Raw genomic sequence first — 26,969 nt, forward strand, 5'->3', positions numbered from 1 at the left:
CTGAAATATGCTGTGATCGCCGTCTGTTAGTGATTTATACTTTTGCGTCTTTGTGACGTTTAATACACCGGGCTCTGCGCCACCGAACAGGATGCCGAAACGCGCCATGACAGGACATGCTTCCCCGATACTGACTTCGCTGCTGGATACTGACGCGTATAAGCTTCATATGCAGCAAGCCGTCTTCCACCGCTACTATGATGTTACGGTAGCGGCGGAGTTTCGCTGCCGCAGCGATGAGTTACTGGGTTTTTATGCTGACGAAATCCGTGCAGCGATCAGTGCCATGCAGACGCTGGCGCTGACCGACGCCGAATATGCCTGGTTATCTGACCTCCCCTTCTTTGCTGACGACTACCTTAACTGGCTGCGCAATTTTCGCTATGACCCCCAGCAGGTCGACGTGCAAAATCACAACGGCAAGCTGGCCATCCGAATTCAGGGGCCCTGGCGTGAGGTCATCATGTGGGAAGTTCCCCTGTTGGCCTTGATCAGCGAAGTGGTGCATCGCCATCGTACACCACACACCGGCAGTCAGCAGGCCGTGGACTTTCTGCACCAGAAACTGGCGACGTTTAAAACGCAAATTGCGGATACCGATATGTCACGTTTTCGGTTGATGGATTTTGGTACCCGTCGCCGCTATTCCCGGTCGGTGCAGGAAGCCATTGTCAGTACGCTGAAGCAGGACTTTCCCTGGCTGATGGGCACCAGCAACTATGATCTGGCCCGCCGTCTTGAACTGACGCCTGTCGGCACGCAGGCGCACGAATGGTTTCAGGCTTTTCAGCAAATCAGTCCGGTGCTGGCGAACAGCCAGCGGGCCGCGTTACAGGCCTGGCTGGATGAATATGATGACAAACTGGGTATTGCGTTAACGGACTGCATCGCTATGGACGCCTTCCTGCGCGACTTCGGCCCGGTCTTCGCCCGCCGTTACCAGGGTTTACGCCATGATTCGGGCGACCCGGTTGAATGGGGTGAAAAAGCCCTGGCGCATTATCAGCAACTGGGCATAGATCCACAGAGTAAAACCCTGGTGTTCTCCGACAACCTGAATCTGGATAAAGCGCTGGCGCTCTATCGCCACTTTGGTCAGCGTACTCACGTGGTGTTTGGCATTGGCACCCGACTGACCTGCGATATTCCCGGCGTGACGCCACTCAATATTGTCATTAAGCTGGTGCAGTGTAACGGGAAGCCAGTTGCCAAGCTGTCAGACAGTCCGGGCAAAACCATTTGTCAGGATAAAGCCTTCGTCAGAGCCTTGAGAAAAGCCTTTGACCTGCCACTGGTAAAAAAAGCCAGCTAAGCGCTATGTGACTGGGGCGCGCTGCGCCCCGCTTTCCTGGCAATAAATCTGCCCTTCCCCCTGAATTTTGCTTGTTTCCTGTTGACTCGCAAGTAACATAGCAACACCCCAGTCTGGGGAATTCATTCACACACTTCTTCTATATAGAGAGATATTTATGAGCGTAGTGCCTGTAGCGGATGTACTGCACGGTCGCGTCGCGGTTGACAGTGAAGTCACCGTACGTGGTTGGGTACGTACCCGAAGAGATTCAAAAGCCGGTCTGTCCTTTATCGCCGTGTATGACGGCTCCTGCTTTAATCCCGTTCAGGCCGTCGTCAATAATTCTCTGAATAATTACCAGGACGAAGTGCTGCGCCTGACTACCGGCTGCTCCGTCATTGTCACGGGTACCGTTGTGGCATCTCCGGGCCAGGGGCAGGCGTTTGAAATCCAGGCGACAAAGCTGGAGGTGGTAGGCTGGGTGGAAGATCCCGACAGCTATCCTATGGCGGCTAAACGTCACAGCATTGAGTATTTGCGTGAAGTGGCCCACCTGCGTCCACGCACGAACCTGATTGGTGCCGTAGCCCGTGTTCGTCACACGCTGGCGCAGGCGCTGCACCGTTTCTTCCATGAGAACGGCTATTTCTGGGTTTCTACGCCGCTGATTACCGCTTCCGATACCGAAGGTGCGGGTGAAATGTTCCGCGTATCAACGCTGGATCTGGAAAACCTGCCGCGTGACGATCAGGGCAAAGTCGACTTTTCAGAAGACTTCTTTGGTAAGGAAGCTTTCCTGACGGTATCCGGCCAGCTCAACGGCGAAACCTACGCCAGTGCGCTGTCAAAAATTTATACCTTTGGCCCCACCTTCCGGGCCGAAAACTCCAACACCAGCCGTCATCTCGCCGAATTCTGGATGCTGGAGCCGGAAATAGCCTTCGCCTCCCTGGATGATGCGGCCGATCTGGCGGAAGCCATGCTGAAGTATGTATTTAAAGCCGTCCTGGAAGAACGTGCAGACGACATGGCGTTCTTTGCCGAGCGCGTTGATAACGACGCCATCGCTCGTCTGGAGCGCTTTGTTACCACAGACTTTGCGCAGGTCGACTATACCGATGCCGTCGAGATTCTGATGAACTGCGGCCAGACGTTTGAGAACCCTGTCTCCTGGGGCATTGATTTGTCTTCTGAGCATGAGCGTTACCTGGCGGAGAAACACTTTAAAGCGCCTGTCGTTGTGAAAAACTACCCGAAAGACATCAAAGCGTTCTACATGCGCCTTAACGAAGACGGTAAAACCGTGGCCGCGATGGATGTGTTAGCGCCTGGCATTGGTGAAATTATCGGCGGTTCACAGCGTGAAGAGCGTCTGGATGTACTGGATGCGCGTCTGGAAGAGATGGGGCTGAAAAAAGAGGATTACTGGTGGTATCGTGATCTGCGTCGCTATGGCACCGTTCCCCATTCCGGATTCGGATTAGGTTTCGAACGTTTAATCGCCTATGTCACAGGCGTACAAAATGTAAGAGATGTTATTCCATTCCCACGTACGCCACGTAATGCGAGCTTCTGATTTTCAGCATTTAATATAAGAAATTCATATATATAAAGAGGTCGGCTTCGCCGGCCTTTTTTTATTTTTGTAAATTTTGATATGACTCACAAAGTTCCGTTATTTTTACATTTAGAAATATATTTTTTATCTTTGAAACAAGATTACGACTTTTGTAGCATTTTCGCAGTAGAATTACCCGATGGGGGATGGAAAGATGCGTGCAGACACAGGAGACACCAAACTTCTTTCAAGGTTCATGTAAAGATTTCTTGACGGCAGTGGCAGGTGTCCAAATAACTCCAATGAGGGTAATAAATAATGATGAAGCGCAACATTCTGGCAGTGGTTATCCCTGCTCTGCTCGCCGCTGGCGCAGCCAATGCAGCAGAAGTTTATAACAAAGACGGCAATAAGCTGGACCTGTACGGTAAAGTGGATGCACGTCACCAGTTCTCTGATAACTCAGGTGATGACGGCGATCAGACTTATATTCGCTTCGGCTTCAAAGGCGAAACCAAGATCAATGACCAGATGACTGGTTACGGTCAGTGGGAATACAACATCCAGGGTAATAACTCTGAAGGTTCTGACGCGCAGAGCGGTAACAAAACCCGTCTGGGCTTTGCGGGTCTGAAATTCGGCGATGCCGGCTCAATCGACTACGGCCGTAATTACGGTGTGGTTTATGATGCAATCGGCTGGACCGATATGCTGCCAGTATTTGGTGGCGACTCAGGCTACACAGATAATTTCATGAACGGTCGTAACGGCGGTCTGCTGACCTACCGCAACACCAATTTCTTTGGTCTGGTAGATGGCTGGAATTTTGCGCTTCAGTATCAAGGCAAAAACGATCGTACCGATCCTCGTCGTGCTAATGGCGACGGCTACGGTATTTCAACCTCGTACACCTCTCCGATCGGCGTGGGTATCGTAGGTGCCTATAGCAGCAGCGATCGTACCAATACCCAGTCTGACGGTTCCGTAAGTAACAACAACGCAGTAACCGCTCGTGGCGCTGGCGTTGGTGCTGGTAAGCATGCAGAAAACTGGGCAACTGCGCTGAAATATGACGCTAACAATGTATACCTGGCAGCGATGTACGGTGAAACCCGCAACTCTACACCAATCAGCGGTGTGTTCAACGTAAACGGCCAGACATTTAGCGGTGATGCATTCGCTAACAAAACTCAAGAAATCGAGCTGGTTGCACAGTACCAGTTTGACTTCGGTCTGCGTCCTTCACTGGCTTACGTTCAGTCTAAAGGCAAAGACATTGAAGGTATCGGCGATGCGGATATCTACAAATACTTCGATGTGGGCGCAACCTACTACTTCAACAAAAACATGGCCACCTACGTTGATTATAAAATCAACCAGCTGGACAAAAACAACCCACTGGGCATTCCTAACGACGACGTAGTCGGCCTGGGTGTGGTTTACCAGTTCTAAGTTTGTTGATGCAGTACAAAAAACGGAGCTTCGGCTCCGTTTTTTATTGCCTTTATTCAGCGCAGCCGATACGTGGCCCCCTTCTCCCTATAAGTACCGGTAATTCTGCCGACCGGACAATGAATTTTATCGCAAACGGTTGGCATTTCGCCGTGCTGACGTTAACCTGATGCTTCATTTGCTAAAGTTCACGCTACTGGACCCGACTCATGTTTGAATCGATCTCTGCTGCACCTGCCGATCCTATCCTTGGCCTGGCCGATCTGTTTCGTGCCGATGACCGCCCGAATAAAATTAATCTCGGTATTGGCGTTTATAAAGATGAAACCGGGAAAACCCCGGTGCTCACCAGCGTTAAAAAAGCAGAGCAATATCTGCTGGAAAACGAGACCAGCAAAAATTACCTGAGCATTGACGGTCTGCCGGATTTCGCACACTGCACTCAGGAATTGTTATTTGGTAAAGGCAACGCCCTGATTTCGGCGGGCCGCGTACGTTCCGCGCAGACGCCAGGCGGGACAGGTGCACTGCGTGTCGCTGCGGATTTTCTGGCCACGCAGACGTCGGTGAAGCGCGTATGGGTCAGCAACCCGAGCTGGCCGAACCATAAAAACGTGTTTAACGCCGCGGGTCTCGAGGTGTGTGAATACTCGTATTATGATGCGGTCAACCATACGCTGGACTTTGACAGCATGCTGGCCTCGCTGAAAGAGGTTAAAGCCGGTGATGTGGTGCTGTTCCACGGCTGCTGCCATAACCCAACCGGTATCGATCCGACAGCAGAGCAGTGGCAACAGCTGGCTGCGCTTTCCAAAGCCAATGGCTGGTTGCCGCTGTTTGACTTCGCCTATCAGGGCTTTGCCCGTGGGCTGGAAGAAGATGCAGCAGGTCTGCGCCTGTTTGCGGCCAGCCATCAGGAGCTGATTGTGGCCAGTTCCTATTCCAAAAACTTTGGTCTGTATAATGAACGCGTGGGTGCGATTACGCTGGTGGCGAGCGATGCAGCCACGGCCGATACCGCCTTCAGTCAGGTGAAGTACACGATTCGCGCGAACTACTCTAACCCACCGTCACACGGTGCGGCAGTGGTGGCAACCATCCTGGGAAATGACGCGCTCCGTACCATCTGGCAGCAGGAGTTGTCCGATATGCGTCAGCGTATCCAGCGCATGCGTCAGCTGTTTGTGAATACGCTGGCGGAAAAAGGGGCGCAGCAGGATTTCAGCTTTATCATTAAGCAGAACGGTATGTTCTCGTTCAGCGGGCTGACCAAAGATCAGGTCATTCGTCTGCGTGAAGAGTTTGGCGTATATGCGGTGAACTCAGGCCGGGTGAACGTGGCCGGGATGACGCCCGATAATATGTCTGCCCTGTGTGAAGCGATTGTCGCCGTGCTGTAATCCTGTCCTTATGAAAAAAATGGGCCTGACTGGCCCATTTTTTATTGCAGAAAAGGATTCGTCAGACGTTCACGACCTAAAGTGGATAGCGGACCGTGACCGGGCAAAAACGTCACATCATCTCCCAGCGGCAACACTTTGTTTTTGATGGCATCAATCAGATGCTGATGGTTACCCTGCGGAAAGTCGGTGCGTCCTACACCACCGTTAAAGATCACATCACCGGAAACCAGTAAACGCCCCTGTCGGTCAAAAAACACGATATGACCTGGCGTATGACCAGGACAGTGCAGAACCTCAAGATTAACCTGACCAACCTGAACAGTGTCCCCCTCTTCCAGCCAGCGATCGGGCGTAAGCGGCGCGCAGTACTCAAGTCCAAACATCTGGCTCTGCGTGGGCAATGCCTCAAGCCAGAACGCATCCTGTTTGTGCGGGCCTACCAGTGGTATGTTCCAGCAGGCCGCCAGTTCCGCCGCGGCCCCGACATGATCAAGATGACCATGCGTCAGCAGGATCTGGCCAGGCGTTAAATCAAGCTGTTTCAGCGTTTGCCTGATTGTATCGGCGTCACCACCCGGATCCACTATCGCAGATTCACGTGTGGTGTCGCACCAGATAACCGAACAGTTCTGCGCGAAGGCGGTAACGGGGATAATGTGATAATTCATAACGCTCCATGGTCGGCACCCGCAGCGTTGCCGACGTTACGACCAGTGCCTGACCGGACCGGTATCAATATGTACAAAGTTGCTGCTGGGGTAATATCCTACACCACCCGCCCGCATTTTTAACGCAGCTTTCCGGACATTCGCCAGACTAATCCCCTCAATATGGAAATCCATCGCCTGACCTTTGGTGTGGTAGCTGTGTTTTGCGACACCAGGACCAGATTCGCGCAGCATATTATTGGTGGCCAGAGTGCGGTAGCCCGAGATCAGCTGAACGGGCTTACGCGTTTCCAGCAGCGCCTGGAGGCGGTAGAGCTGATCGAAAAGGTGGGGATCGATACTTTTGATTTTATTGGCGCGGTAGTCACGGAAAAAATGGTTAAGACGCGATAACTCGCTCTTGTCGTAACTTTTACCGTTGAAGAATTCTGTTTTGAGGGTTTCACCCGTGTGAAGGTTATTCAGCGTTAAGACGCGCGGTCGTGACGTAGAGAGTGAAGCCATCGCTGACGTCGGCAACAAAGCCAGTCCCGCAGCGGCACTTCCGCAAAACAACAGTTTGCGACGGACAGAATCAATTGTAGACATGAAGCGTTTTACCTGAGAACAGAGCCAATGACACGTGCAAAAACGCACTGGCGGAACCATAACTTTCTCGCGATAGCACGTCAACCCATGTCTGGCAAGTTTGGAAGACGGCGCCTCATCGGAGACACCGCCTTTTTCAGGTCATCTTCCCACGCGCAATGCGCACTTACGGTTAAAAATCAACCGTTAGAGGAGCAACTGCTGCGCGCGACTCAGCACCAGACTCCCGGAACGGGCAGTATTATCATAATTGTAAATATCTGTACGAAACTGCGTTTTACCATCATCCGCGACCCAGGCGGTTAAATAATACAGGTTAACCGGTATCCGATGGCGAATAGGCACATAGCGCGTATCACCCTGTTTTAACGTCCCTGAGATACGGGCATCATTCCAGCCTACATCCTGCAGCAGAATGCCCGCCAGTTCTGACGCTTTGTTGACCCGCACGCAGCCCGAGCTGAGTGCGCGAATATCACGCTGGAACAGATTATGATTGGGCGTGTCGTGCAAATAGATAGCATCTGAACTGGGCATATTAAATTTGAAACGGCCCAGTGAATTGGTCTGCCCCGGCGCCTGACGAATTCGGTACGGGAACGACGAGGCTGACACCATGCTCCAGTCGATCATGGTGGGATCGATCACCTCCGCATCCGCACTCCAGCCCGACAGCAGGGTATATCCATGCTTATACAGGTACGTCGGGTCCTGTTTCACTTTTGGAATGATGTCCTGGCGCACCAGCGTGGTAGGCACATTCCAGGGCGGATTCAGCACCACGTTGTTGAGCGCGCTGCGCATCAGTGGCGTTTTACGGTCTGGCCGGCCCACAATCACCCGCGATGTCAGCACCCTGGTGCCGTTGTTGTAATAATTCAACGAGTAATTGGGAATGTTGACCATAATGCCGTTGTGCATATCATCCGGCAGCAAACGCAGGCGTTGAATGTTCAGCGCCAGCAGGGCGGCACGTTGCTGAGGTGACACATTCAGCCATTCACGTGTACGCGGACCAATGGCTCCATCCGCGTCCAGCCCCTGCCACTGTTGAAAGCGTTTTACCGCTGCGACCAGATTATCGTCATAGACATTGACGCCACTTGTCGCCGTAGGTGCCACTTGTACGTTGTCCGGCGCGCCTAGCGGTGGCGGCGGAATAGCGTTCACGGCAACGGCAGACGGGCTGACCGCGACAGGTTCACTGTGGCTGACCGTAACTGGCGCAGTAGGAACCGCATCGTCATTCGGCGCAGGTGCCGTCGCCTGTGCACTTAACATACCGCTGCGCCGCAGGATTTCCCGCAGTGCCGGTACATCATCACTGACCTGACCCGGCCTTACCGTGTCGCGATTTTTGATTTGCGGCCACGGCTGTTTATCGTTAAGCAGGTTTATTAACGCTTTGTGCATTAAGGGATACTGCGGATGTTGCGGTTCCAGCGAATTCACAAAGGCCGCTGCCCGCCCCGCATTCACGGCGTTCTGCCAGGCATTAATGACGGACACCGACGGCACCGCCAACTTATAGGGCACCGTACTGTAGAGCCACGTTTCCCCCTGTGCGGGAACCGATGAGACAAACTGCAGATAACCCAGCATGGCATCGGACAGTGTCACATCGCGGGCGAATCCGGTAATGGATGGATCGGTCAGACGCTCCACCCACCGGGTAAATTGTGGCTGGACGCCGGATAACGCTACCTCAGCCAGCTGCTGCTGAAACTTCTGCACGGCGTCATGATCCTGCCAGATCGGTTGCATATTTCGCGCGGCATACAGGGCGGCCAGTGAAGCACCGTAAAAAGGCTGACTGTCACTGGCAAACGCCTGGCGAATTTTTTGCTGACTGGCAGAAACAGAGGTGGTGGCCTGGGTCGAATGGACACCGGGCATGGCCGCGATGATAGCCGCCTGGGACGGCACGCACGGACTCAGGGCAAGTGCCAGCACCAGCCATGAACTAACCTGATGAATTGTTAAGCCTTTATTCAGTAACATCCCTGCCCCCTTCATTAATCTACCGCGCAGCCTGAGAGGAAAAAGCTGCAATCGGGCTGTTACTCATATGACTGAGTATACAAACAAAAACGGCATTTGCCTCCTGCGACAAATGCCGTTACCAGATTAACCAATGGCGCTGTTTTTGACTATCCTTGCCGCACGAATATTATGTCGTCGTTTCACTGGCCGAATCGGCTTCACTGCCGCGTTTGGCAGGCAGCGGATCGGCGGCGAAACCCCGTAATCCCACGACATGAACGTGTTCGGTGTTGTTAAACACTTTACGCATCAGTTTGTAGGTCGTGCCCTTCTCAGGACTGATGTTCTCAGGTGCAGCGATGACCAGTTGCATCTCCAGGCGCTCACAGAGTTCAAACAGCGTGGCGATTGAACGCGCATCCAGACGGGCGGCTTCATCCAGGAACAGCAAGCGGCAGGGTGAGATATCTTTCCCACGCAGACGGCGTGATTCCTCTTCCCAGCTCTGCACGACCATGACCAGGATCGACATACCGGTACCAATCGCTTCACCGGTAGAGAGCGCACCACTTTCTGCACGCAGCCAGCCATCGGAGCCACGATTCACCTCGACTTCCATCTCCAGGTAGTTACGGTAATCCAGCAGTTCTTCACCAATTGTCTGTGGCGTGCGCTGTCCCATATCGATCTGTGGATTGAGGCGTTGATACAGTTTTGCCAGCGCTTCCGAGAAGGTCAGTCGGTTGCTGTTAAACAGATCCTGATGCTGTTCATGCTCTTCGGACAAGGTATCGAGCAGCATCGCGTGTGTTTCCCGCACGTTCACGTTGAGCCGCACGCTGCGTACCTGTCCAAAGCTGACGGTCTGTAACCCCTGGTTCAGCTGGCGAATACGGTTCTGTTCACGCTGAATCGTTTTGCGAATAATGTTCGCCACGCTGCGTGAACTGATGGCCAGCGTTTGCTCGCGGGCAGTCAGCTCTTCCGTCAGACGGTTCAGCTCGATTTCCATCTGTTCGATGGCTTCAACCGGATCGTCGGTACGGATAATGTCCTGACGGATACGTTCGCGCAGATGCTGATACACGGCGATAAAGAACTGAATTTTACGCTCTGGCCGTTTGGGATCTTCCGACAGGCGCAGCACATCGCGCAGGTGTTCGTTATCCGCCACCGCCAGGCGCAGCGCACCGAGTGCCTTATCCGACATTGAACGCAGCTCATCCGCGCTCAGGTAAGCCAGCTCCCGACGATGCAGACGCCGCTCCACGCCATTGTCCTTCACCAGACGCAGCACCATGCACCAGCCTGCTTTGGCACTGACCACCTGTTCGCGGATCTGATGATAGTTGCGCTCAAGCTGGCGCAGTTTCTTCTGCAGATTGTCCATCTCGGCTTCGCAGAAGGTGAGCTGTTTCTCCAGCTGGTTACGACGGGCACGATTGTGACTGAGCGCGGTATACAGCTCGTCACGGCGGATACGGGCGCGTTCTTCCGCGCTGGCATCGGCCTGCACACCGATATCCTGCATCTCCTGCTGCAACTCTTTCAGCATGTCGCGTTTGGCGTCATAAGCGCTTTTCAGCGATGCCAGCACCTGAGAATACTGGGTCAGCTGCGACTGATGGGCGCGCAGGCGCTCACGGCAGCGGCTGCGCTCCGCTTCCGCCTGCTCCAGACGCTGGCGCAGCTTATCACTCAGATCGGTGTTGCCACCGAGCATACTGGCCGAGTCGTCATAGCTGAAGTGAGCGCGACGCTGTACCACCTCGGTCAGCGCAAAAGCCTGCTGACGCGCGCGTTGCTGCTGCTGCTGTGCATGCTGGTAATCTGCCTGCAACTGGTCGTGCTGTTCCGGATCGCTCTGCAGCACCGCCAGCATCGGTTCAAGTTTGGCCAGCTTCGCCCCATGCTGATGGAGGAAGCGTGCGGCTTCCTGCGCGTCTTCCACCTGCTCACGGATCTCTTCGCAACGGTCTGCCAGCGTGTCGTCCAGTAACAGATTAACGCGCGGCAACAGGCGGTTAAGCTGCGCAACGCCCTCTTTGGCCAGGTCAAACTGCTGACGTTGCTGCTGATTGTTGCTTTCATGCTGGTTGAGCGCACGTTCCAGCTCACCCCGACGGGCGCCGAGCTGACGAATCTGCGCTTCGGGATCGTCATCAAAGGCGACCGCCAGATGGCTACCGATAAAACGGCTGAATGACTGATGAAGCCGCTGCGTCTTTTGAACGTCAAACGACAGGGTGGCATACCGTTCCGCCAGACGATCGCGTTCGTTATTGAGCAACTCCAGCTGGTTTTCGCGTGCCGCCCGGCCGAAAAGCGGGATTTTAGGGAAGCGGGAATAGCGCCACTGGCGCTCGGCCACCTTGACCACGACGGCATTTTGTAACTCGTCGACGCTGAACACGCTGTCATCAAAGGATTGCGGATCGCCCTCGATCAAATAGAGATCTTCCGGGCACTCTTCCAGGCCATCCAGTTGCTCACGCACCAGCGAAAGATCGGGCACCACAATGGCGTTACGTGACGGGCCGTACAGGGCGGAGAAGTAAGGCGCATCGTCGAGCGTGACATCGTCATAAATCTCAGACAGCAGCACACCGCCAAAGCGTTCGGCCAGCTGGTTCAGTCGCGGATCTTCCGCACCGCCCGGCTGGCTCAAGCGCTCAATCTGCTGCTCAATTTCACGTTTCCTTGCGGCCACTTCATCACGTTCAACAGTGGTTTCACGTTCCCGCTCCAGCAGCTGCTGCATGTATTCCGTAACGTCCTGGCTGCTGGTCAACGCCTGACCGGTTTGCTCGCTGAGCTGCGTCAGGATTTCTTGCGCAGCCAGCCAGTGCGGCGCACGCGCGGTCAACGTCGCGATGCGCTGACGGAGCTGTTCCAGCTCCTGACGCATCAACATACGCTGTTCGCCCGCATCGGCAACGCTGCTGTTCAGCTGCTCGATTTGGGCTTCCAGTTCACGCTGCAATCCTTCCAGCGCATCGGGCTCATATTGCTGCCCCTGACGCTTGCAGAATTCCGCCATCAGACGTTCTGCCTCCTGCTGCTCGCGCAGGCGCTGTTCAAGTTCGCTCAGACGCAGGCGCAGTGAAGCAAGCTGATCGGCGTGGTGACGCTGATTGCTGGCATCACGCAGGAGATCGCGCCCGACTTGCCAGGCCTCTTTACGGCTGACCTCACCGGCAATGCTGGTCACCAGCGATAAGGCCTGTTCAAACTGACTGTGCGCCGCTTCGGCCACACTCAGTTTCTGCTCCAGGCGCAACAACTGCCCGGTTGCTTCTTCTTCTTTGGCCTGGAAGCTGGCCTGCCATTCCGCCGCGTTGTCAATGTTCAGCTCAGGCAATTCACACAGCGAACGCGCACGTTCCAGAGCCTGTAACGCCTGCTGATACTGAATGGCACGGGTTTGCTGCACGTCCAGCGCCTGCTGAAAATCGGCCAGCTGACTTTTCAGCTCATCCACTTCCAGTTCGGCCGCTTCAGCACGGGCTTCATTTTCTTCCTGGATTTCACGCGCTTCGGCCACGACTTCACTCTGTTCTTCCAGGCGAAGTGTCAGATCCTCGATATCACTGTCATAACGGGTAATTTTTTCCTGCTGGCGCATTGCCGTCTGCACCAGATTCAGGTGATCGCTGGCCGCCTGATAATCAATTTCAAGATCGTTCTCTGCCCCGCTGTGTTCAGCCAGCTCTCGTGCCATTTCCACGTGGCGATACTGCTCCGACGCCAGCTGCTTGCGGCTGGTGAACAGTTCATTGCGCAGCTGTAGTGCGCTATCCAGGTGGATGCGTCGTTCGTTGGCATGACGCATATAGTCGGCCGATACATAGCTGGTGGCTTCAGAAATCAGGTGCTTAAACAGATCGCGATCAGACTGGGTTACGCGGATCGCTTCCAGCGTCATACGGTTTTCGCGCAGCGCAGCTTCCATGTCCTGGAACGCTTTACGCACGCCACTGTTTTCAGGCAACAGATAATCGCGCAGAGAACGGGTGATGGCGCTAGAGATACCGCCGTACAGAGAGGCTTCAATCAGGCGATAAAACTTACTGCGGTCGCTGGCGGTACGCAGACGACGCGGCACAATCCCCAGATCAAACATCATCGCGTGATAGTCCGTTACCGAGCTGTACTGCCGATACTGGACACCTTCCAGCGCCTCGACGCGTTCTTTGACCTCATTAAGCGGTAACACGCGCGCCTGACGGCTGTTCAGAATTTCCGTGAGCATGTCTGTGGGCAGCGTATCCGTGGGCAGGCCATGGATACTAAAGGGCTTGATATCAACCTTTTTGTCACGTCCTGCCACCTGCTGTAACCGGACCCCGACCACCACACGTTGATGGCGTGAGTTCACTACGTCCAGCATCGCGTAGCAGACGCCTGCCCGCAGTTTACCGTGCAGGCCTTTATCGCGTGAGCCTGAGGTTGCGCCCGCTTCGGTGGTGTTACGGAAATGCAGCAGGGTTAAGTCAGGAATCAGCGCCGTGACAAAGGCTGCCATTGTGGTGGACTTACCTGCCCCGTTCCCGCCCGACAGCGTGGTGACCAGTTCATCCAGATCAAAGGTTCGGGCAAAAAACCCGTTCCAGTTGATCAGGGTTAGCGAACGAAATTTGCCGCGTTCAATCATGCCTGCTCTTCCTCCGCGATATCACCCGCATCGCTGTCATTCTCTTCACTGTCATCAGCCTCTGTGGCTGCCGTCGTGTTGTCCAGCAACATCGCTTCGCCATCGCGGATCAGGCGCAGTTGCGCTTCACGCGCATCATCACCGCTACGGACATCGGCACCAAAGCGGAAGACAGACTCGGTAATACGAAACTTGCTGCTGTCGTTGCCAAAAAACCACACCATGCCCAGACGGCGCAGGCGGCTTAAGGACGCACGCATTTTTTCCTGTAACTTAGCCCGATCGAGATCCGACCCGGTTGAACGCTGGTTAACCAGCTTCAGCAGCTTGCTTTCGTCCGCCAGGGACAGCAGTTCATCATAGAGTTCCTGTTGCGTGAAAATGCCTTCATTCGCCAGGCGTTCCGGGCTGAGATACAGATAGCAGAGGATTTTCCCGACCATCATGTCCAGTTCGGAAAGCACGGAACGGGGAATCAGCGTGGTTGAGCGTGGACGCAGATAGAAAAAGCCCTCTGGAGCACGAATCAGCTCAACGTTGTAGCGCGTGTAAAACTCTTCCAGATACTGCTGGTAATCCATCAGAAAAGCGTGGTTATCCAGCTCTTCAATGCCAATATGGCGACCGGCACGTAACTGGCTGTCCAGCGCCGGAAAAATCGGATTTGCCAGTGCCTGTGCCAGCTTAACCGGCATCACTTGTTCAATATTTGTCGATGACATGTGCCTGCACCTTGGCTCCGTAATCATTAATGGCTTGCCATTCCACAGGCAAACCGGCTAAATCGGCTTCCGCTACACCTAATCGCACCGCCTGGTCCACGACAATGCGCGCAAGGTCGAAGTGACGCGCGCGCGGGTACTGGGCCAGATAGTCGCGCATGACGGCGGCGAGGTTAAGCGGTTTTTGCTGCGTTTTATAAATCGTTAAGGCTTCTTCGATCATGGCCGCCAGCTGCTCGCGAATTTCATTAAATTCTTCGAACTCCAGTTCAGCAGGTAATTCGCCCATCACTTCGTCATTACGCAGCGTCAGCTCATCGTCACGCATATCGTAAAGACGTTCGGCATTGGCATAAGTCAGCGCCCAGGGTGAGTCAAAATAGTTCTGTACGGATACGCGCAGGCGCTGGGCAAAAACACGGTTTTTGTCCATGTCGATAGCGGTGCGGATAAATTTATGCACGTGGCGGTCATAACCAATCCACAGGTCAATGGCCTGCTGTCCCCAACTGGTGATGCGGTCGAGTTTACTTTGCAGATCGAACACCAGTTTATCGACGAAGCCCAAATCCGGGCTGTCCAGCGTCGCATCCTGAATACGCAGCAGATTTTCCTGGAGTTTGTCACCAGCCGCTTCCAGCGTATCCTGCAATTCACGCAGCGTACCGGAAGTTTCCGACAGTAACATTTCACAGCTTGAAATCGCGGCGCGCCAGTCTTTATTCAGTAGCTCCGCAATATCCGCTTTCACCGCCTGCTGCTGCTCATCCATCAGGCGTTGCGTCATATCAATGCTGTCGAAGATTTCGGCTACGGAGTATTTCAGCGGCGCGAATACGTTACGATGCCAGTGAAATTCATCGCCATTCTCCTGCGCCGCGTCGGCGGCACGCTTAAGTTCAGCGGCAACGATGGAAAGCTGCATGGAAAGCCGCAGCGTGGAGAACTCGCGCTGGCGGATATAGTAATCCGTGATGCCGATGGCCAGCGGCGTCAGACGATAAATTGCATTGCCTTCAGTTAATTCACTGGTGAAACGGTTCAACAGGCGCTGACGCACCATATCATTGATGGCGTTGTTGGCCCGCACCAGTACGGTTTCGCTGGTTTGTTCAAACGCTTTGCTGACATGACGAAACGCATCGACCAGGTCACCTTCACTCATTTCTCCGTCCATGCGCTCGCCATTCAGCGTGGCGATGGCCAGCAAAAAAGCCAGACGTTCAACGGGCAGCGCAAGGGAGAAGTCGTTCTTGCGCGCCCAGGATACCAGCTCCGGTACCGTCTGGGAAAATTCACTCATAATTCGTCCTTCTGCCCGGGTTTGCGCGCGGTCACGTGGATGTAACGCCCTAAGCTTAAAAAAGGTTCCTGACGGCAAAAACGCCGCTCCATCTCAATGATTTCGTCGTCGCTTTTTGGCTCGCCTTTAGGCGGCTTCATATAGTCGCTGAACACCCGAATCCCGGCACGCTGTTCAATCTGGAAACCGCAGGCCTGTAACCAGCGTGACACATCGTCAGGATCGCGCGGAAAGTCCGGTGACAGCGTGCGCTTCTTACGCTTGGTTAAGTTGGTACGAAGGTAACCAAAATTGCCCAGCGTCAGGGTGCGTAATGTTAACCCATGCAGGTTATAAAACATCAATGACAGCACGCCTCCCGGCCGCAATGTATCAAACAGGGCTTTCAGCACGGTTTCCGGTTCAGCGACCCATTCAAGCACAGCGTGAAACAATACCAGATCCACCGGCTTATCCAAATGTTCACCGACCTGCTGCGCGCTAATTTGTTTGAATTGCATGTTATGGCTCACACCCAGCGCATCCGCATTTTCCTGGGCACGCCGCAACATTTCACCTGAGAGGTCGCACAGCAGAATCTGATGGCCCCGCGCGGCCAGTCCACTGGAAATTTGCCCAATGCCACCGCCCGCATCCAGCACGTTCAGTGAGGGAGACGAGGACGTCAGGCTGGGAAGCAAGGCTTCAAGCTCATCCCAGACGATTGCCTGACGCACCCGGCCTTTGGTGGTGCCGTAAATATTTTGCGAAAATTTATCCGCGAGATCGTCAAAGTTACGATCCTGCATGGCATGGACTCCGGTATGCTGCGGTAAAACGTATGCTATTTTGTCACAGGTGCCGTAAGAATGAAGCTTTCATGCTCTTCTTCTGCTCTGGCTGCTGTTTTTTCGGACAACAAGAGGGATTTTACATGTTTTTTATGCTGAAAAAGGCATTTGGCAACCTGTTACTGCCCCTGCCTTTTCTGCTTCTTTTAATGGCTGTCGGCATTTTGCTGCTTTGGTTCAGCCGCTGGCAGAAAAGCGGTAAAATCTTTATCTCAGTGAGTTGGCTGATGTTATTACTGATAAGCCTACAGCCGGTCGCCGATCGCTTACTGTTGCCCGTCGAATCGCATTACCCGACGTGGAATGGGACTGAAAAAGTCGATTACATCGTGGTGTTAGGGGGCGGCTATACCTATAACCCGGCCTGGGCGCCCAGCTCGAACCTGCTGAACAACAGTTTGCCTCGCGTGACAGAAGGTGTGCGTCAGTGGCAGCGCCATCCGGATGCTACCCTGGTCTTTACCGGTGCTGCGGCAGGGCAAAATCCCAAAAGTAATGCCTGGGTCGCCGCACAGGTTGCCGAAAGCCTGGGCGTACCTTCATCGCACATTCGTCTGCTGGATCAGCCAAAAGATACCGCACAGGAGGCGCAGGCTGTCAGCACGCTCATCGGGCACCACCCTTTCCTGCTGGTTACCTCAGCTAATCATATGCCGCGCGCGATGCGGTTTTTCAATCAGGCAGGCCTCAAGCCGATTGCAGCGCCCGCCAATCAGCTGGCGATTACTTCACCACTTAACTGGTGGGAGCGTTTTTATCCTTCCCCGCTGTGGATGAGTCACAGCGAACGCGCGATCTATGAAACGCTGGGGAGCGCATTGCAACGCTTCTCATCCGCCCCACCCTCTGATGGATAGACGCAAAGGCGCACATCCGTCATGGCGCAGGCTGAGTGCGACCGTAACCCGGCGCCTCAGCCGCGTACGCAGACGGTCATCGCACAAGAAGCGGAACAGGTCAGCGAAGCATCGCGGCGCGGACCCGGGTGAGATCCTCTGGCGTATCCACGCCAACGCCCGGAATCGTTTTTGCCACCGCAACGTGGATCTTTTCGCCGTACCACAGCACGCGCAACTGCTCCAGCAGTTCGATCTGCTCAAGCGGACAGGGTTCCCAGCTGATATAGCGACGAATAAACCCGGCACGATAAGCATAAATGCCGATATGGCGCAGCAGCGTGTCACCGATCTGTTCCCGGGACTGCGCATAACGTTCACGATCCCAGGGAATCGTCGCGCGTGAAAAATACAACGCGTAGCCTCTGGCATCCATGACCACCTTGACGGCGTTGGGATTGAACGCCTCTTCCGCATCCGTAATCGGCACCGCCAGCGTCGCCATGCCGGCGTCAGCCTGAGCCAGGTTGGTCGCCACCTGATGGACGATATCAGCGGGGATCATGGGTTCGTCGCCCTGAACATTGACGATGATCTGGTCATCCGCGAACTGATATTTTTCAATCACTTCTGCAAGGCGTTCCGTACCGGAATGATGGTCGGCGCGTGTCATACACACCTCGCCACCGGCAGCCTCGACAGCGCGGGCCACCTCAGGATGATCGGTCGCGACAATCACACGGCTGGCACCCGATTCCCGGGCGCGCTCCATCACATGCACCACCATTGGCTTGCCATGAATATCAACCAGGGGTTTACCCGGTAAACGGGTGGAAGCATAACGCGCAGGAATGATGGCAATAAAACTCATGGATGGATCTCTTCAACCGATAACGTACGGGCTTCGTTTTCCAGCAGTACCGGAATACCGTCACGCACAGGGAAAGCCAGCGCGTCGGGCTTGCAGATCAGCTCTTGCTGTTCTTTGTTAAAGTACAATTTGCCATTACAAACCGGGCAGGCAACGATTTCGAGTAAACGGTGATCCATATGTCCTCCATCTCGGACCGAGAGCGTAAGGACTAAAGCATATCACAGCGCTGATGAGAGCGGGTAAATCACACCCGCGCTGCATCAGGAATTGTTAAGCTGCCAGCGCGTTGGCCAGTGTGTCAGTAACGCCGAAGGCGCATTCTTTAGCAAGACCGTTTCGGCCCCCTGCCAACGGGCGAAGCGTTCAATAGCACGTTGCACGTCATTGAGAAAGGGAACGGTTACCGCGACGTCAGGTTCCAGCCAGATGTTGTTAATTTCCAGCAAGGCTGTTGAGCGCACCATCCGTGCATCCAGACGGGCTTTGAGTTGGCCCCGATGCAGCACCGGTAAGACAAAATAGCCATATTTACGTTTGGCCGCAGGCGTGTAACATTCAATGCGGTAGTCAAAGTCAAACAACGCAAGCGCACGTTTCCTGTCCCATACCAGCGGATCGAAAGGGGATAACAGCGTGGTATGTGTTGCGATCAACGGCGTGGCTAATGCGGCCTGAGCGTCCCGATGCAGCCACATCTCTCCCATGCCGTCGACCTCAACCGGCATGATTTCGCCGGCCGCCTGTGCCCATAAGACAAAGTCTTTAACGGGCGCGCGCTTTAGCCGGTAATAGTCTGCCAGCCACTCACGGCGAAAAATGCCCAGGCTGCGTGCGCTGTTCACTAACATCAGGCGGACAGCGTCATCCTCACTGATAGCATGCAGCGCATCCTGCCAGTCATGCATGACACGTGAGCGTAAATCATAGACGCGCTGAAAATTATGGCGCGCCGACACCATTAGCTCCCCTGAACTGAACAGGTTTTCGAGATGCCGCTTGTGGGGTTTCCATGCCCACCATCCTGACTTATGATTTTTACCACTGGCGAAATCAGCCGATCTGACGGGCCCGTTGTCGCGTATATAGGTAAGTAGATCAGCGATTTCCTGCTGATGTTCCGTTGCCCAGTCTGCACTGTATTTCCAGCCCAGGCGCTCCGGCGACAGCATGCGGTGCCGCAGTAACCGGTAATCTGCGCGGGGAATAAAACAGGCTTCATGCGCCCAGTATTCGAAAATCTCCCCCTGCGCCAGCGACTCGTCCAGCCAGACGGGCGGGTAGTCGCCTAAGCGACTGAATAAGACAAGATACGGACTGCGGGCCACCACATTGATGGTGTCGATTTGCAACAGCGACATGCGGCTAATGCAGGCTGAAATATCCTGAAAACGTGCCCGACGTTTCACCGGACGCAATAACCCCTGCGCCGCGAGCTGAATATTACGTGCCTGCTGTCGTGAAAGTGAATGCGTGCCCATTCTCTTCCTTCTCAGTGGGAATTAGTGCGGCTCCCGTGATGAATACGTGCCACACAGGCGTTGTATATCGTCTAACAGTAGCTTCGCTGCCTCAGCCTGCAGATGGGCATCGACGGGAAGATACCACCATGAGGATTGCGCGAATGCGCGGCATTTAACGGCATCTTTCTCCGTCATCAACAGCGTTTGGCCGGGCGTGACCAGACGCGACAGTTCCTCTTCGCTGTAAGCATGATGATCGGCAAAGGCGATCTCCGCAACGGGCGTCAGACCGTGCTGTTTTAAGGTATGAAAAAAGCGCGGCGGATGACCAATGCCGGCCATGGCGACGACATCGTGCAACGTGTTGAGCGGTCGTTGTTCACCGCTGAGCAGATGGGTTGCCATCCCCGCCTGCAGTTGCATGGCAATTTCGCCCTGCTGCGCTTCACCACCGTTAACGATCACCGCGTCTACCGTCTTAATGCGGGATGCCCGTTCCCGCATGGGTCCGGCAGGTAACCACCAGCCGTTGCCGAAACGTCGCACGCCATCCACCACCACAATTTCCCGATCGCGCTGGAGCGCATAATGTTGCAGGCCATCATCAGTCACGATGAGATCCAGTGAATGATGTTGCAGAAGGGCTTCAATCGCCTCACGGCGTCGCGGTGCCACTGCAACGGGTGCAGCTGTGCGCTGTGCAATCAGCACCGGCTCGTCACCCGCCTGATCGGTGGCGGTTTCCGCAGTGACACGCAGCGGATAGCGGTCTGCTTTCCCCCCGTAGCCGCGGGAAATCACACCTACCCGTAATCCTCGCTGCTGCAGGGCGTCAACCAGCCAGATGACCACGGGTGTTTTACCATTCCCGCCCGCGGTCAGATTCCCCACCACGACAACAGGCAAGGGCGCACGCCAGCTTTTACGCCAGCCACGCCGGAAACTGAGGCGGATCAGCGCCGTAATGGCGCCATAAAGCACACTGAGTGGCCACAGGACTAACCATAATGGCGATCGGCCACTCCAGATGCGCTCAATCATTGGCCGAACTGCATTTTATGGAGTTGGGCATAAGCACCTTTTTCCGCCAGCAGGTCGGCGTGCGTACCGCGTTCGATGATATTGCCCTCTTCCACCACCACAATTTCATCCGCTTTTTCAATAGTAGAAAGGCGATGCGCAATCACCAGTGAGGTGCGGTTTTTCTGCAGCTCATCCAGGGCAGACTGGATAGCACGCTCGGACTCGGTGTCCAGCGCAGAGGTGGCTTCATCGAGAATCAGGATAGGACAGTCACGCAGCAGAGCGCGGGCGATGGCGATACGCTGGCGTTGACCGCCTGATAGCAGCACACCATTTTCCCCGATGACGGTATCCAGCCCCTTGTCCATTTTATTAATAAAGTCCATCGCGTGTGCCATCGTCGCCGCCTTTTCGATTTCCTCGCGGCTATACTGTTCACTGCGCGCATAGGCAATGTTATTGGCAACGGTATCGTTGAACAGATGCACATTTTGCGACACAAGTGCGACCTGATTACGCAACGACGCTAAGGTGTATTCACGCAGGTCATGGCCATCCAGTAAAATCTCGCCCTGCTGAATATCATAAAAACGCGTCAGCAAACTGGCGATAGTCGATTTACCTGAGCCGGAGCGCCCGACTAAGGCAACGGTTTTTCCGGCAGGCAGCATCAGGTTAATGTTTTTCAACGCAGGTGTTTCACGGCCGGGATAGGTGAAGGTCACCCCACGGAATTCGACATCACCTTTTGCGCGCGTGATTTCACGCGTACCGGTGTCGTTCTCCTGCTCACTGTCGAGAATGGAGAACAGCGTCTGACAGGCCGCCATACCACGCTGAAACTGCGCATTCACATTTGTCAGCGATTTCAGCGGACGCATCAGAGCGATCATAGATGAGAAGACCACCGTAATGGTCCCCGCAGTCAGCGTATCCATCACGCTGGGGAAACTGGCGGCGTACAGAACGAATGCCAGAGCCAGAGAAGCAATGAGCTGAATAACCGGATCGGAGATTGAAGAGGCTGAAACCAGCTTCATCCCCTGCTGACGCATGCGGTTACTGACCTTGGCAAAACGCTCGGATTCAATGTCCTGGCCACCAAAAATCAGCACTTCTTTGTGCCCTTTCAGCATCTGCTCGGCACTGGTCGTCACCTGTCCCATGGTGTTTTGCATCGATTTGCTGATGTTGCGGAAGCGCTTTGATACGGTACGAATCGCGAAGGATACGATTGGAGCCAGAACAATCAGAATCAACGACAGCTGCCAGCTGTAATAAAACATCATGATAAACAGGCCAATTATCGAAGCGCCTTCACGCACCACGGTGACCAGCGCCCCCGATGACGACGAGGCGACCTGTTCCGAATCATAGGTGATGCGAGAGAGTAACGTACCCGTGGATTGCTGATCGAAGAACGCAACCGGCATGCCCATCATATGGCTGAACAGACGACGGCGCATATTCATCACCACATTGCCTGACACCCATGAGATGCAGTAGCTGGAGATATAGCTGCTTACGCCACGAACCAGCATCAAGCCGATGACTGCCAACGGCATCCACAGCATCACGGATCTGTCCGCTTTACCAAAGCCGTCATCCAGCAAAGGCTTCAACAGGGAGAGCATTAACGTATCGCCTGCGGCATTAATAATCAGGGCAGTAGCCGCCACAATTAAGCCAGCTTTGTTGGGTGCGATCATCGGCCAGAGTCGACGGAATGTCTGCCACGTTGAGAGATCTTTATCTTGATGCATTATTTATTCACGTTGTTGGAAATAGCCGGTCATTCTACCTAGATTCGCGTTTGACGCCAAACCACTGATGATACCAACGGGGCACTAATTGTTCTCTGAAGGAAAAAACCTGCACGGTGTTTGCCTCTATTTTGATACTAATTTGTCCGGACTGACCGGTATCACGCCAGTCATAAGCGTGTTCACGGTAATTTCGCAGCACGGACTTCGCGGGCATTCGCCACGCATTATAGCGTGCTACAGAGGTGATGGCGGTATGGCCGGCGATGCTGCGCAGCAGTAAGCGCGATGAGGATGTCCGGCTGCCATGATGAGGTACCTGCAGAATATCCGCCTTTAACTGCTGCTTTTCCAGCCGCACTAACTGCCGCTCCGCCTCGGTTTCCAGATCGCCCGTGAGTAACAAACGGACGCTTCCATCATCCACACTCACCACGCATGAATCGTTGTTTTTCCCCTGGTTGGGAGACGTTGCTGGCCAGAGCACCCGGAAATGTAGCCGTTTCCAGCGCCATGTGGTACCGCGTACACAGGGTAAATGCCCGCTTTCTGTAAGTCCGCTGCGCAACCGTACAGTAGGGACATGTTGCAGAATAGCCGACAGCCCGCCGGTATGGTCAAGATGCCGGTGGCTGAGAATAACCTCCCGCAGTCTGAGTCCTTTACGTTCAAGCCAGGGCAGAATAACGCGGCTCCCTGCATCGCTGTATTTCCAGCGTGGACCGGTATCGTAGAGCACCGCTTCATCGCCCTGGCTGATGACGACGCTCAATCCATGCCCCACGTCCAGCATATCAATGCGCCATAGCGCTTCCGGCTTAGCATGGCGGGAAAACAGGATTGCCAGTGCGACAGCGCTACAACTGAACGGCATGGAGAACAGTACGCCGGAACGCCACAGGAGTAGCCCTCCCCATATGACTATTATCAGGAAAGGTGCGCCTTGCAGCGGCCACCAGCCTGCCGGTAGCAGGGCAAGGCCGGAGAACAGAAACCGCAGGGACAGATCGGCCGCCTGCCACCCCCACACTGATAATGCCGGGAAAGGTAGCAACAGGGTGATGAGTATCAATGGCACCGTAATAAACGACACGACAGGAATCGCAAACAGATTAGCGAACAGCGCGGTCAGGCTGATGCCATTAAATAATGCGGCCTGAAGCGGCACCATCAGGATCATCATACCCAGTTGCAGATGAAGGAGTTGCAGTAAAAACCAGCGCCGCCTGTCACGAAAGCGCTCGGCCAGAGGAAACCAGCGATACCAGGTCAGCAACATCCCCACCGCCAGCACCGACAGCCAGAAGCTGTCCGAGAGGACGGTAAGCGGATCCAGTGCCAGCAACAACCCTACGCAGAGCGTCCAGATTTGCCAGGGGCTGAGCTGTATACCTGTTATACGTGTTATTGCCCATAGCGTCAGTGCCAGTAATGCCCGCTGCGCTGGCGCCTGGGCCCCTGAAAGCCACGTATAGAGTGCGGCACAGAGCCAACTGACAATGAGCGGATACAGATAGCTAATGCAGCGTGCCGGTAACAAAAACTGGCTGCCCCGCGCCAGTAGCCATCCGGTGCCCGCGGCCAGGCCAATGTGCATACCTGAAATGGCCATAAGATGCGCCGTTCCGGTATCACGTAACAGCTGACGGGTTGCCTCACTCAGATTGTCGCGAATGCCAAAAGCCAGTGCCTCCAGCGTAGCCGAAGCGGGTAAATGTTCGTAATGTTGCCTGTGGCCACGAATATGCTGCCAACGCCAGCTGCATTCAGACTGCACAGGATGTTGCTTGATAATGCGCCCCTGCACCGGGGTATGATTCGCCATGGCAAAGCGTTGTGCGTCGAATTCTCCCTCATTGAGTCTGGCATGAACAGCGCGTAACCTGAGCCGCATTTGCCAGCGCTGCCCCGGACAATAGGCTGTAGCGTTATCCTGCAGTGACAGCCAGGCAAAACGGGGAGGAAAGAAAATCCGGTTTCCCGCTTTCAACATTCTGACCCGAATACGTGACGCGTCTTGTTTTACCTCTTCAATTTGCACGACAAACCAGGCGGGTCGGGTACTCATCCATTCCGTGTCGTTGACCAGGGATTGCGCATTAACCAGCCCCCAGGCGGCCAGCAAAAGCGTATAGCCTGCGATGCTGACATAACGTACGGACATCCCTACCAGACAAGTGCCACACAGCAGCATCACGACAATAAACGTTCGCGAAGGGAGCTGAGGCACGATCAGTAAGGGTAACGCGGTCAGCGAGGCCAGTCTCGCCAGTCCAATCCATGTCAACATACCGTATCCCGCTGATGAACTGGCGTAAGTATGTCCTTCAGACTTTCAGGGTAAAGCGCGTAAAGAGTGAATTAAGAAAGGGTTTCCAGAGAGGATAATTCGTTGCAGCGCAGACGCATTTTTTTGCGGGAGAGCGAACATAATCACGCGGGCAAAAAAAACGACATCCGGAGATGTCGTTTAGGCGTTTCGGTATCGGCTTAGCCGTAGATGTTAGCACGGTCACGCAGTTCTTTGCCCGGCTTGAAGTGGGGAACGTATTTACCTTCCAGATCCACTTTGTCACCCGTTTTCGGGTTACGGCCAGTGCGCGGTGCGCGATAGTGCAACGAAAAGCTGCCGAATCCCCGGATTTCAATGCGTTCGCCCTGTGCCAGCGTTGTGGCCATGTGCTCAAGCATCTCTTTGACTGCATCCTCAACGACTTTCGCCGGTATATGAGTATGCTGTCCCGCCAGCCTTTCAATCAATTCTGACTTGGTCATGTAACCTCCGGTTAATCCCTACAGGAATGTATGACAGCCTTTACCGAAACCGGGCGGATGAATCCGCCCGGTGCAAGGTCGATTACTCGCCTTTAGCCGCTTTGAACGCTTCAGCCATTGCGCTTGAGAAGTTGCCTTCTTCCTGTTTGGTGTTAACAGTGTTGATAGCTTCTTTCTCGTCAGCCTGGTCTTTCGCACGAACAGACAGGCTCACTACGCGGTTTTTACGGTCAACGCCGGTAAATTTAGCTTCAACGTCGTCACCGACGTTCAGAACCAGTGTAGCGTCTTCGATACGGTCCATTGAAGCCTCAGAAGCGCGCAGGTAACCCTCAACGCCGTCTGCCAATTCAACTGTAGCACCTTTCGCATCAACTGCAGTCACTTTACCGGTGACGATAGCACCTTTCTTGTTCAAAGTGATGTAGTTGTTGAACGGATCTTCTGCCAGCTGTTTCACGCCCAGAGAGATACGCTCGCGCTCTGCATCAACCTGCAGTACAACGGCAGCGATTTCGTCGCCTTTTTTGTACTCACGAACGGCTTCTTCGCCAGTCGCGTTCCAGGAGATGTCAGACAGGTGAACCAGACCGTCGATGCCACCGTCCAGGCCGATGAAGATACCGAAGTCAGTGATTGACTTGATTTTACCTTCAACGCGATCGCCTTTGTTGTGGGTCTCAGCGAACTGCTGCCATGGGTTAGATTTGCACTGCTTCAGACCCAGGGAGATACGACGACGCTCTTCATCGATGTCCAGAACCATCACTTCAACCACATCGCCTACGTTTACAACTTTAGACGGATGGATGTTTTTGTTGGTCCAGTCCATTTCTGAAACGTGTACCAGGCCTTCAACGCCTTCTTCGATTTCAACGAAGCAGCCGTAGTCAGTCAGGTTGGTTACACGCCCAGTCAGCTTGGTGCCTTCTGGATAGCGCTTAGCGATAGCCACCCATGGATCTTCGCCCAGCTGCTTCAGACCCAGAGATACACGGGTACGCTCGCGGTCGAATTTCAGGACTTTAACGTTGATTTCATCGCCAACATTCACGATCTCGCTTGGATGCTTAACGCGCTTCCAGGCCATGTCAGTGATGTGCAGCAGGCCGTCAACACCGCCCAGATCAACGAATGCGCCGTAGTCAGTGAGGTTCTTAACGATACCTTTAACTTCCATGCCTTCCTGCAGGTTTTCCAGCAGCTGATCGCGCTCTGCGCTGTTCTCAGATTCGATAACCGCACGACGTGAAACCACGACGTTGTTGCGTTTCTGATCAAGCTTGATCACTTTGAATTCAAGCTCTTTGCCTTCCAGGTGCAGTGTGTCGCGTACTGGACGCACATCAACCAGTGAACCTGGCAGGAACGCACGGATACCGTTCAGCTCAACTGTGAAGCCACCTTTGACTTTGCCGTTGATAATACCGGTAACAGTTTCAGCTTCTTCGTAAGCTTTTTCCAGCGTGATCCAAGCTTCGTGACGCTTAGCTTTCTCACGTGACAGCAGAGTTTCACCGAAGCCATCTTCCACTGCGTCCAGAGCAACGTCAACTTCGTCACCAACCTGGATTTCCAGTTCGCCGGCTGCGTTTTTGAACTGCTCTGCAGGGATTGCAGATTCAGATTTCAGGCCCGCATCAACCAGAACAACGTCTTTGTCGATAGAGACAACAACGCCACGAACGATGGAACCCGGGCGGGTTTCGATTTCTTTCAGGGATTCTTCAAATAGTTGAGCAAAAGATTCAGTCATATTGATAATCTTAGGATTCTTCAATTT

The 26,969-nt window shown here is 54.3% G+C and carries 20 protein-coding genes; 5 read left to right on the plus strand and 15 right to left on the minus strand.

Annotation, left to right across the window (positions count from 1 at the left end):
* Positions 1-106: 106 nt before the first annotated feature.
* The 4 genes from pncB to GC087_RS15395 all read left to right on the plus strand — a co-directional run bounded on the left by pncB (position 107) and on the right by GC087_RS15395 (position 5,704).
* Positions 107-1,312, plus strand: a complete 1,206-nt coding sequence (pncB, locus tag GC087_RS15380; RefSeq protein ID WP_039341282.1) for a nicotinate phosphoribosyltransferase — start codon at positions 107-109, stop codon at positions 1,310-1,312.
* 157 nt (positions 1,313-1,469) lie between these two features.
* The gene (gene asnS / locus GC087_RS15385; RefSeq protein ID WP_039341285.1) at positions 1,470-2,870 is read left to right on the plus strand and encodes an asparagine--tRNA ligase; all 1,401 of its coding nucleotides are present in this window, start codon (positions 1,470-1,472) and stop codon (positions 2,868-2,870) included.
* A 300-nt stretch (positions 2,871-3,170) separates the two neighbouring features.
* Positions 3,171-4,304 carry a porin OmpF gene (ompF, locus tag GC087_RS15390; protein ID WP_058701020.1) on the plus strand — a complete coding sequence of 378 codons (1,134 nt, stop codon included), beginning with the start codon at positions 3,171-3,173 and terminating at the stop codon, positions 4,302-4,304.
* A gap of 209 nt (positions 4,305-4,513) precedes the next feature.
* The gene (locus GC087_RS15395; RefSeq protein ID WP_033737628.1) at positions 4,514-5,704 is read left to right on the plus strand and encodes an amino acid aminotransferase; all 1,191 of its coding nucleotides are present in this window, start codon (positions 4,514-4,516) and stop codon (positions 5,702-5,704) included.
* A gap of 41 nt (positions 5,705-5,745) precedes the next feature.
* Here the strand turns inward: GC087_RS15395 and GC087_RS15400 are convergent, their stop codons facing one another.
* From GC087_RS15400 to cmoM, 7 genes are all read right to left on the minus strand, one after another.
* On the minus strand, positions 5,746-6,375 hold the full coding sequence (locus GC087_RS15400; protein ID WP_058701021.1) for an MBL fold metallo-hydrolase: 630 nt from the start codon (positions 6,373-6,375) through the stop codon (positions 5,746-5,748).
* A gap of 36 nt (positions 6,376-6,411) precedes the next feature.
* Positions 6,412-6,963, minus strand: coding sequence for a peptidoglycan L,D-endopeptidase MepK (locus tag GC087_RS15405; RefSeq protein WP_033737630.1), 552 nt, complete (start codon positions 6,961-6,963; stop codon positions 6,412-6,414).
* 186 nt (positions 6,964-7,149) lie between these two features.
* On the minus strand, positions 7,150-8,964 hold the full coding sequence (gene ldtD / locus GC087_RS15410) for a L,D-transpeptidase LdtD (RefSeq protein ID WP_324028668.1): 1,815 nt from the start codon (positions 8,962-8,964) through the stop codon (positions 7,150-7,152).
* Positions 8,965-9,133: 169 nt separating this feature from the next.
* Positions 9,134-13,600 carry a chromosome partition protein MukB gene (gene mukB, locus GC087_RS15415; protein ID WP_324028669.1) on the minus strand — a complete coding sequence of 1,489 codons (4,467 nt, stop codon included), beginning with the start codon at positions 13,598-13,600 and terminating at the stop codon, positions 9,134-9,136.
* Entirely contained in the window at positions 13,597-14,322 is a 726-nt protein-coding gene (gene mukE, locus GC087_RS15420; protein ID WP_006118636.1) for a chromosome partition protein MukE, read from the minus strand. Before mukE ends, mukB begins: the two co-directional genes overlap by 4 nt.
* Entirely contained in the window at positions 14,303-15,625 is a 1,323-nt protein-coding gene (mukF, locus tag GC087_RS15425; protein ID WP_033737632.1) for a chromosome partition protein MukF, read from the minus strand. The genes mukE and mukF overlap by 20 nt, the downstream gene beginning before the upstream one ends.
* Positions 15,622-16,413: a tRNA uridine 5-oxyacetic acid(34) methyltransferase CmoM gene (cmoM, locus tag GC087_RS15430; protein WP_110267717.1), complete on the minus strand. Its 792-nt coding sequence runs from the start codon at positions 16,411-16,413 to the stop codon at positions 15,622-15,624. The genes mukF and cmoM overlap by 4 nt, the downstream gene beginning before the upstream one ends.
* A gap of 125 nt (positions 16,414-16,538) precedes the next feature.
* On the opposite strand from cmoM, the gene elyC reads away from it, so the two are divergent.
* Positions 16,539-17,312, plus strand: coding sequence for an envelope biogenesis factor ElyC (gene elyC / locus GC087_RS15435; RefSeq protein ID WP_324028670.1), 774 nt, complete (start codon positions 16,539-16,541; stop codon positions 17,310-17,312).
* Positions 17,313-17,412: 100 nt separating this feature from the next.
* Here elyC and kdsB read toward each other — a convergent pair whose 3' ends face one another.
* The 8 genes from kdsB to rpsA all read right to left on the minus strand — a co-directional run bounded on the left by kdsB (position 17,413) and on the right by rpsA (position 26,942).
* The gene (kdsB, locus tag GC087_RS15440; protein WP_039341301.1) at positions 17,413-18,162 is read right to left on the minus strand and encodes a 3-deoxy-manno-octulosonate cytidylyltransferase; all 750 of its coding nucleotides are present in this window, start codon (positions 18,160-18,162) and stop codon (positions 17,413-17,415) included.
* A complete protein-coding gene (locus GC087_RS15445; protein ID WP_006118631.1) occupies positions 18,159-18,341 on the minus strand; it encodes a Trm112 family protein in 183 nt (60 codons plus the stop codon). Before GC087_RS15445 ends, kdsB begins: the two co-directional genes overlap by 4 nt.
* A gap of 84 nt (positions 18,342-18,425) precedes the next feature.
* Complete coding sequence (locus tag GC087_RS15450; RefSeq protein ID WP_324028671.1) at positions 18,426-19,643, minus strand: winged helix-turn-helix domain-containing protein; 1,218 nt, start codon at positions 19,641-19,643, stop codon at positions 18,426-18,428.
* Positions 19,644-19,664: 21 nt separating this feature from the next.
* The gene (gene lpxK / locus GC087_RS15455; protein WP_324028672.1) at positions 19,665-20,666 is read right to left on the minus strand and encodes a tetraacyldisaccharide 4'-kinase; all 1,002 of its coding nucleotides are present in this window, start codon (positions 20,664-20,666) and stop codon (positions 19,665-19,667) included.
* Positions 20,663-22,411 carry a lipid A ABC transporter ATP-binding protein/permease MsbA gene (gene msbA / locus GC087_RS15460; RefSeq protein ID WP_033737638.1) on the minus strand — a complete coding sequence of 583 codons (1,749 nt, stop codon included), beginning with the start codon at positions 22,409-22,411 and terminating at the stop codon, positions 20,663-20,665. The genes lpxK and msbA overlap by 4 nt, the downstream gene beginning before the upstream one ends.
* 34 nt (positions 22,412-22,445) lie before the next feature.
* Positions 22,446-24,701 carry a DNA internalization-related competence protein ComEC/Rec2 gene (locus GC087_RS15465; RefSeq protein ID WP_324028673.1) on the minus strand — a complete coding sequence of 752 codons (2,256 nt, stop codon included), beginning with the start codon at positions 24,699-24,701 and terminating at the stop codon, positions 22,446-22,448.
* A 200-nt stretch (positions 24,702-24,901) separates the two neighbouring features.
* Positions 24,902-25,186 carry an integration host factor subunit beta gene (gene ihfB, locus GC087_RS15470; protein WP_003849360.1) on the minus strand — a complete coding sequence of 95 codons (285 nt, stop codon included), beginning with the start codon at positions 25,184-25,186 and terminating at the stop codon, positions 24,902-24,904.
* A gap of 82 nt (positions 25,187-25,268) precedes the next feature.
* Positions 25,269-26,942: a 30S ribosomal protein S1 gene (gene rpsA / locus GC087_RS15475; RefSeq protein ID WP_033737767.1), complete on the minus strand. Its 1,674-nt coding sequence runs from the start codon at positions 26,940-26,942 to the stop codon at positions 25,269-25,271.
* Positions 26,943-26,969: the final 27 nt, after the last annotated feature.

Origin of the sequence: Pantoea sp. JZ2, from assembly GCF_035191405.1 — a bacterium.
Taxonomy (GTDB): domain Bacteria; phylum Pseudomonadota; class Gammaproteobacteria; order Enterobacterales; family Enterobacteriaceae; genus Pantoea; species Pantoea stewartii.

Excerpts from the sequence above, each read along its gene's own strand:
- pncB (WP_039341282.1), top strand. The coding sequence starts at position 107 with ATGACAGGACATGCTTCCCCGATACTGACTTCGCTGCTGGATACTGAC.
- asnS (WP_039341285.1), top strand. The coding sequence starts at position 1,470 with ATGAGCGTAGTGCCTGTAGCGGATGTACTGCACGGTCGCGTCGCGGTT.
- ompF (WP_058701020.1), top strand. The coding sequence starts at position 3,171 with ATGATGAAGCGCAACATTCTGGCAGTGGTTATCCCTGCTCTGCTCGCC.
- GC087_RS15395 (WP_033737628.1), top strand. The coding sequence starts at position 4,514 with ATGTTTGAATCGATCTCTGCTGCACCTGCCGATCCTATCCTTGGCCTG.
- GC087_RS15400 (WP_058701021.1), bottom strand. The coding sequence starts at position 6,375 with ATGAATTATCACATTATCCCCGTTACCGCCTTCGCGCAGAACTGTTCG.
- GC087_RS15405 (WP_033737630.1), bottom strand. The coding sequence starts at position 6,963 with ATGTCTACAATTGATTCTGTCCGTCGCAAACTGTTGTTTTGCGGAAGT.
- ldtD (WP_324028668.1), bottom strand. The coding sequence starts at position 8,964 with ATGTTACTGAATAAAGGCTTAACAATTCATCAGGTTAGTTCATGGCTG.
- mukB (WP_324028669.1), bottom strand. The coding sequence starts at position 13,600 with ATGATTGAACGCGGCAAATTTCGTTCGCTAACCCTGATCAACTGGAAC.
- mukE (WP_006118636.1), bottom strand. The coding sequence starts at position 14,322 with ATGTCATCGACAAATATTGAACAAGTGATGCCGGTTAAGCTGGCACAG.
- mukF (WP_033737632.1), bottom strand. The coding sequence starts at position 15,625 with ATGAGTGAATTTTCCCAGACGGTACCGGAGCTGGTATCCTGGGCGCGC.
- cmoM (WP_110267717.1), bottom strand. The coding sequence starts at position 16,413 with ATGCAGGATCGTAACTTTGACGATCTCGCGGATAAATTTTCGCAAAAT.
- elyC (WP_324028670.1), top strand. The coding sequence starts at position 16,539 with ATGTTTTTTATGCTGAAAAAGGCATTTGGCAACCTGTTACTGCCCCTG.
- kdsB (WP_039341301.1), bottom strand. The coding sequence starts at position 18,162 with ATGAGTTTTATTGCCATCATTCCTGCGCGTTATGCTTCCACCCGTTTA.
- GC087_RS15445 (WP_006118631.1), bottom strand. The coding sequence starts at position 18,341 with ATGGATCACCGTTTACTCGAAATCGTTGCCTGCCCGGTTTGTAATGGC.
- GC087_RS15450 (WP_324028671.1), bottom strand. The coding sequence starts at position 19,643 with ATGGGCACGCATTCACTTTCACGACAGCAGGCACGTAATATTCAGCTC.
- lpxK (WP_324028672.1), bottom strand. The coding sequence starts at position 20,666 with ATGATTGAGCGCATCTGGAGTGGCCGATCGCCATTATGGTTAGTCCTG.
- msbA (WP_033737638.1), bottom strand. The coding sequence starts at position 22,411 with ATGCATCAAGATAAAGATCTCTCAACGTGGCAGACATTCCGTCGACTC.
- GC087_RS15465 (WP_324028673.1), bottom strand. The coding sequence starts at position 24,701 with ATGTTGACATGGATTGGACTGGCGAGACTGGCCTCGCTGACCGCGTTA.
- ihfB (WP_003849360.1), bottom strand. The coding sequence starts at position 25,186 with ATGACCAAGTCAGAATTGATTGAAAGGCTGGCGGGACAGCATACTCAT.
- rpsA (WP_033737767.1), bottom strand. The coding sequence starts at position 26,942 with ATGACTGAATCTTTTGCTCAACTATTTGAAGAATCCCTGAAAGAAATC.